This is a genomic window from Pseudomonas sp. JV245A (assembly GCF_032424515.1).
Lineage (GTDB): Bacteria > Pseudomonadota > Gammaproteobacteria > Pseudomonadales > Pseudomonadaceae > Aquipseudomonas > Aquipseudomonas protegens.
The window spans coordinates 22,621-28,982 of record NZ_VYKE01000072.1 but is presented as its reverse complement, the minus strand read 5'-3'; the positions used below and the strand labels follow the sequence as shown (position 1 = coordinate 28,982).

The 6,362-nt window shown below is 62.8% G+C and carries 5 protein-coding genes; 3 read left to right on the top strand and 2 right to left on the bottom strand.

Annotated features, from left to right (window positions below):
• Nucleotides 1–114: 114 nt before the first annotated feature.
• Together F6S12_RS19115 and F6S12_RS19110 are read right to left on the bottom strand one after the other, a co-directional pair.
• A complete protein-coding gene (locus F6S12_RS19115; RefSeq protein ID WP_169893093.1) occupies nucleotides 115–1,608 on the bottom strand; it encodes a CoA-acylating methylmalonate-semialdehyde dehydrogenase in 1,494 nt (497 codons plus the stop codon).
• A 73-nt stretch (nucleotides 1,609–1,681) separates the two neighbouring features.
• Nucleotides 1,682–3,031: an aspartate aminotransferase family protein gene (locus tag F6S12_RS19110; protein WP_011059102.1), complete on the bottom strand. Its 1,350-nt coding sequence runs from the start codon at nucleotides 3,029–3,031 to the stop codon at nucleotides 1,682–1,684.
• Nucleotides 3,032–3,156: 125 nt separating this feature from the next.
• Between F6S12_RS19110 and F6S12_RS19105 the strand changes: the two genes are divergently transcribed.
• The 3 genes from F6S12_RS19105 to F6S12_RS19095 all read left to right on the top strand — a co-directional run bounded on the left by F6S12_RS19105 (nucleotide 3,157) and on the right by F6S12_RS19095 (nucleotide 6,358).
• Entirely contained in the window at nucleotides 3,157–4,077 is a 921-nt protein-coding gene (locus F6S12_RS19105) for a LysR family transcriptional regulator (RefSeq protein WP_011059101.1), read from the top strand.
• A 130-nt stretch (nucleotides 4,078–4,207) separates the two neighbouring features.
• Entirely contained in the window at nucleotides 4,208–5,602 is a 1,395-nt protein-coding gene (locus F6S12_RS19100; RefSeq protein ID WP_315869212.1) for a nucleobase:cation symporter-2 family protein, read from the top strand.
• Nucleotides 5,603–5,689: 87 nt separating this feature from the next.
• Nucleotides 5,690–6,358: a TetR/AcrR family transcriptional regulator gene (locus F6S12_RS19095; RefSeq protein ID WP_315869211.1), complete on the top strand. Its 669-nt coding sequence runs from the start codon at nucleotides 5,690–5,692 to the stop codon at nucleotides 6,356–6,358.
• Nucleotides 6,359–6,362 lie beyond the last annotated feature (4 nt).

Sequence of the window (6,362 nt, the reverse complement as noted above, 5' to 3'; positions counted from 1 at the left end):
ATAGACCTGTAGAATCTGCCGTCAACAGTTATTTTCATAATTCTGTCATATCGGTCAGAAAATCCCATAAAAGCAAAGGCCGGCCCCAAGGGGCCGGCCTTTATCGCTTCACTCTTACAGGCTAGGGAAGGCGAACTGCGAGGCTTCGTGGCTGGCGCGTTGCGGCCAGCGCTGGGTGATCGCCTTGCGACGGGTATAGAAACGCACACCATCGGGACCGTAGGCATGCAGGTCACCGAACAGTGAACGCTTCCAGCCACCGAAGCTGTGGTAGGCCACAGGTACCGGCAGCGGCACGTTGACGCCCACCATGCCCACTTCGATCTCGTCGCAGAACAGACGTGCCGCTTCACCGTCACGGGTAAAGATGCAGGTACCGTTGCCGTACTCGTGATCGTTGATCAGTTGCATGGCCTCCTCCAGGCTGTTGACCCGGACGATGCACAGCACCGGCCCGAAGATCTCTTCCTTATAGATGCGCATCTGCGGGGTAACGCGGTCGAACAGGCAGCCACCGAGGAAGAAGCCGTCTTCATGACCGGCCACGCTCAGGCCGCGACCGTCCACCACCAGTTGCGCACCTGCGGCCACGCCGTCTTCTACATAACCACTGACCTTGTCACGCGCCTGGGCGGTAACCAGCGGCCCCATGTCCAGGCCACAGGAAGTACCGGCACCAATCTTCAGCGCCTTGATCTGTGGCACCAGCTTGGCCACCAGGGCATCGGCCACCTGGTCGCCCACGCACACGGCTACCGAGATCGCCATGCACCGCTCACCGCATGAACCGTAGGCCGCGCCCATCAACGCACTGACGGCGTTATCCAGGTCGGCATCCGGCATCAGCACCGCGTGGTTCTTCGCCCCGCCCAGAGCCTGAACGCGCTTGCCGCGCTTGGTGCCTTCGGCATAGATGTACTCGGCAATCGGCGTCGAACCGACAAAACTCAGCGCCTTGACTTCCGGTGCCTCGATCAGCGCGTCCACCGCAGCTTTGTCACCGTGCACCACGTTCAGCACGCCCTTGGGCAGGCCGGCTTCATGCAGCAGCTCGGCAATCAGCAGGGTCGAGCTTGGATCACGCTCAGAAGGCTTGAGGATGAAGCAGTTGCCACAGGCGATCGCCAGCGGATACATCCACAGCGGCACCATGGCCGGGAAGTTGAACGGGGTAATGCCGGCCACTACGCCCAGCGGCTGGAAGTCGGACCAGGCGTCGATGTTAGGGCCCACGTTACGGCTGTACTCGCCCTTGAGGATTTCCGGCGCGGCGCAGGCGTATTCCACGTTCTCGATACCGCGCTTCAATTCGCCAGCAGCATCTTCCAGGGTCTTGCCGTGCTCTTCGCTGATCAGCTTGGCAATACGGGCTTCGTTCTGCTCCAGCAATTGCTTGAAGCGGAACATCACCTGGGCGCGCTTGGCCGGTGGCGTATTGCGCCAGGCCGGGAATGCCGACTTGGCCGAGTCGATGGCTTGCTGGATGGTTTCACGGCTGGCCAGCGGCACTTTATGGATCGCCTGACCGGTGGACGGGTTGAATACGTCGGCGCTGCGACCGTTGTCGCTTACCAGCTCACCGTGGATCAGGTGTTGGATCAGACTCATGCGGGGACTCCTGAAAGAGGGAAAGCGCAGGCGCGAAACACTTCGCGCCTGCTTCTATATAAGAAGGATCGAATCAGTCGAGCTTGCTCAGCACTTCGCCAACCGCGTCGAACAGGCGATCGAGATCCTGCGGCTTGCTGTTGAAGGTTGGGCCGAACTGCAGGGTGTCGCCGCCGAAGCGCACATAGAAGCCGGCTTTCCACAACGCCATGCCAGCCTCGAACGGACGCACGATGGCATCGCCATCACGGGGTGCAATCTGGATCGCGCCAGCCAGGCCGAAGTTACGGATGTCGATCACGTTCTTCGTGCCCTTGATGCCGTGCAGTGCATTCTCGAAATGCGGGGCAACCTCGGCCACGCTCTGGACCAGGTTTTCCTTCTGCAGCAGGTCCAGTGCCGCCAGGCCCGCAGCGCACGCCACCGGATGCGCCGAGTAGGTGTAGCCGTGGGGGAATTCCACTGCGTACTCGGGTGTCGCCTGGTTCATGAAGGTCTGATAGATCTCGGAGCTGGCAATCACCGCGCCCATGGGGATCGCGCCGTTGGTGACCTGCTTGGCCACGCACATCAGATCCGGCGTCACGCCGAAGCTGTCAGCGCCGAACATGGCACCGGTACGGCCGAAGCCGGTGATCACTTCGTCGAACACCAGCAGGATGTTGTGCTGGTCGCAGATTTCCCGCAGGCGCTTGAGGTAACCCTGTGGCGGCACCAGCACGCCAGCGGAGCCGGCCAGAGGCTCGACGAAGACCGCGGCAATGTTGGAAGCGTCATGCAGTTCGATCAGTTTCAGCAGCTCATCGGCCAGAGCGATACCGCCCTGCTCCGGCATGCCACGAGAATAAGCGTTGCTGGCCAGCAGGGTATGGGGCAGGTGATCGACATCCATCATCGCCTGGCCGAACAACTTGCGGTTGCCGTTAACGCCACCGAGGCTGGTGCCGGCGATATTCACCCCGTGGTAGCCACGGGCACGGCCGATCATCTTGGTCTTGGTCGACTGGCCTTTCAGGCGCCAGTAGGCGCGCACCATCTTCACTGCGGTATCGGCGCACTCGGAGCCGGAGTCAGTGAAGAACACGTGGTTCAGGTTGCCCGGGGTCAGATCGGTGATCTTCTCGGCCAGCTGGAACGACAGCGGGTGGCCGTATTGGAAGCCCGGGGAATAGTCCAGGGTGCCCAACTGCTTGGCGACCGCTTCCTGGATCTCCTTGCGCGAGTGACCGGCACCGCAGGTCCACAGACCGGACAGCGAGTCATAGATCTTGCGGCCCTTGTCGTCCACCAGCCAGCTGCCTTCGGCGCCGACGATCAGACGCGGGTCGCGCTGGAAGTTGCGGTTGGCGGTGTAGGGCATCCAGTGAGCGTCGAGCTTGAGCTGGCTGGCCAGGGACTGAGGGGCGGTTTCCGGCATGTTCATAAGCAAAACCTCGCAAGGCAATGAAGCGGCGTAGGAATAAAAAGCGTTGTTGCAGCTAAGTTGCCACGGCTATAAAGTCGGTGAAATCCAACTTTAATAACCTTCAGTCTGGCATCCACTAAACTATGAGCAGCCGTCGAGCCGACCCGCTGGCGCAAGTCAGCGACTTTGATATCCGCCTGCTGCGGATCTTTCGCAGCGTGGTGGAGTGCGGTGGTTTCTCCGCCGCGGAAACCGTGCTCGGCATCGGCCGCTCGGCCATCAGCCAGCAGATGAGCGACCTGGAGCAGCGGGTCGGCCTGCGCCTGTGCCAGCGCGGGCGCGCCGGGTTCTCCCTGACCGAGGAGGGCCGCGAGGTCTATCAGTCGACCCTGCAACTGCTCAGTGCCCTGGAAAGCTTCCGTACCGAGGTCAACGGCCTGCACCGCCACCTGCGCGGCGAATTGATCATCGGCCTCACCGACAACCTGGTGACCCTGCCCCACATGCGCATCACCCACGCCCTGGCGCAATTGAAGGAGCGTGGCCCGGACGTGCAGATCCAGATCCGCATGATCGCCCCCAACGAAGTCGAGCAAGGGGTGCTCGACGGCCGCCTGCATGTCGGCGTGGTGCCCCAGGCCAGTGCCCTGCCCGGCCTGGAATACCAGCCGCTGTATGACGAGCGCTCGCTGCTGTACTGCGCAGTGGGCCACCCGCTGTTCTATGTGGATGACCGGCAACTGGACGACCAGCGCCTCAACGACCAGGACGCCATCGCCCCGACCTTTCGCCTGCCGGCCGAGATCCAGGCCCACTACCAGGCGCTGAATTGCACCGCCAGCGCATCCGACCGGGAAGGCATGGCCTTCCTGATTCTCACCGGCCGCTACATCGGCTACCTGCCGGACCACTACGCCAGCCTCTGGGTGCAGCAGGGCCGGTTGCGTGCCCTCAAGCCCAAGTCACGCTTCTACGACCTCAGCCTGGCATCGGTCACGCGCAAGGGTCGGCGCCCTCATTTGGTGCTCGAAAGCTTTCTGGAGAGCCTGGCGGCAACCCGCTAGAGCGTCTCCACTCACCAGCAAGGCCCGGTATTCAAAGGCCCGCACCGCAAAACAGAAAAAATAACCTGAGCACCTGGACAGCTTTTTGCAAAGACCTCGGCACCTTGAACCCTAGCCCGAGCTCCACGCCATGCAGCCAGATGCTTCCCGCCCCAGCGAACTGATCTACGGCCTCGACGACCGCCCGCAACCGCTGCCCGCGCTGCTGGCGGCCCTGCAGCATGTGCTGGCCAGCTTTGTCGGCATCATCACCCCACCACTGGTGATTGGTTCGGCCCTGGGCCTTTCGGCGTACCTGCCGTACCTGATCAGCATGGCGCTGATGGTCTCCGGGGTCGGCACCTTTATCCAGGCCCGGCGCCCCTGGGGCATCGGGGCCGGCATGATCTGCCTGCAAGGCACCAGCTTCGCCTTCCTCGGCGCCGTACTGTCGGCGGGGTTCCTGGTCAAGCAACGGGGCGGCAGCCCGGAAGACATCCTGGCGATGATCTTCGGCGTGTGTTTCTTCGGCGCGCTGGTGCAGATCGTCCTTAGCCGCTTTATCGGGCGACTGCGCCGGGTGATCACCCCGTTGGTGACCGGCATCGTCATTACCCTGATCGGCATCAGCCTGATCAAGGTCGGCATCACCGACCTGGGCGGCGGCTTCAATGCCGCGGACTTCGGCGCCCCGGGCAATCTCGGCCTGGGCCTGCTGGTGCTGCTGACCATCATTCTGCTCAACCGCAGCAACACCCCGTGGGTCCGCCTCAGCGCCATCATCATCGGCCTGGCCCTGGGCAGCCTGGCGGCCTGGTTCAGCGGCAAGCTGGTGCCCCAGCCGCTGCCGGACCTGCCGTTGATCAGCCTGCCCCTGCCCTTCAGGTACGGCTTCAGTTTCGACTGGAGCGCCTTTATTCCCGTAGCCCTGATCTACCTGATCAGCACCCTGGAAACCGTGGGAGATCTGACCGCCAACTGCATGCTGGCGCGCCAGCCCATCAGCGGCCCTTCCTATATAAGCCGGCTCAAGGGCGGGGTCCTGGGGGACGGCGTCAGTTGCATGATCGCCGCCACCTTCAGCGCCTTCCCCAACACCACCTTCGCCCAGAACAACGGGGTGATTCAGTTGACCGGTGTGGCCAGCCGCTTCGTCGGCCTGTACATCGGCCTGATACTGTTCTGCCTGGGCCTGTTCCCGCTGATCGGCGCGCTGCTGCAACAGATCCCCAAGCCGGTACTCGGCGGTGCCACCCTGGTGATGTTTGGCAGCGTCGCCGCAGCCGGGGTACGGATCCTCGCCCAGGCCCCGCTGGACCGGCGCAGCATGCTGATCATCGCCACTTCGTTCGGCGTCGGCCTGGGCATCGCCGCGCAACCGAACCTGCTGCACCTGCTGCCCAAGGTGGTGCAGAACCTGTTCGATTCGGCGATCACCAGCGGCGGCCTCACCGCCTTGCTGATGAGCCTGCTGTTGCCGGAAAGCAAGGGCGCGGCGAATGACGCAAATCCGATTCCGGAAAACGACACCCTGAAGGCCCACTGAGGCTTTTGTAGCGCCAAGGCTTGTCTGATCCACGTGGGTGCGCTATCAACGCACAGGTTGCACCCACAGACTTGCTCGGAAACCTCCATGACCTTTGAAGTCCCCGCCCACAACGCTCCTCACCCCGGCAAACCCGCCAGCCGCATTCGGCAGAAGAATGAAGAGGCCATCCTCCAGGCCGCCGAGGACGAGTTCGCCCGTCACGGTTTCAAAGGCACCAGCATGAACACCATCGCGCAGAAGGCCGGCCTGCCCAAAGCCAACCTGCACTACTACTTCACCAACAAGCTGGGGCTGTACATCGCGGTGCTGAGCAACATCCTCGAACTCTGGGACAGCACCTTCAACACCCTCACCGCCGAAGATGATCCGGCCGAAGCCCTGACCCGCTACATCCGCGCCAAGATGGAATTCTCCCGCCGCCAGCCGCAAGCCTCGCGGATCTTCGCCATGGAGATCATCAGCGGTGGCGAGTGCCTGAGCGAGTATTTCAGCCAGGACTACCGCGCCTGGTTCCAGGGCCGCGCCGCGGTGTTCCAGGCCTGGATCGACGCTGGCAAGATGGACCCGGTAGACCCGGTGCACCTGATCTTCCTGCTGTGGGGCAGCACCCAGCACTATGCCGATTTCGCCACCCAGATCTGCCGCGTTACCGGGCGCACCCGGCTGACCAAGCAGGACATGGAAGACGCCGGCAACAACCTGATCCGCATCATCCTCAAAGGCTGTGGCCTGACACCTGCACTGAAAGACTGACCCC

Bases quoted from the DNA above. Each gene is read 5' to 3' on its own strand.
- F6S12_RS19115 (WP_169893093.1), bottom strand. From the start codon at position 1,608: ATGAGTCTGATCCAACACCTGATCCACGGTGAGCTGGTAAGCGACAAC.
- F6S12_RS19100 (WP_315869212.1), top strand. From the start codon at position 4,208: ATGCAGCCAGATGCTTCCCGCCCCAGCGAACTGATCTACGGCCTCGAC.
- F6S12_RS19095 (WP_315869211.1), top strand. From the start codon at position 5,690: ATGACCTTTGAAGTCCCCGCCCACAACGCTCCTCACCCCGGCAAACCC.
- F6S12_RS19105 (WP_011059101.1), top strand. From the start codon at position 3,157: ATGAGCAGCCGTCGAGCCGACCCGCTGGCGCAAGTCAGCGACTTTGAT.
- F6S12_RS19110 (WP_011059102.1), bottom strand. From the start codon at position 3,031: ATGAACATGCCGGAAACCGCCCCTCAGTCCCTGGCCAGCCAGCTCAAG.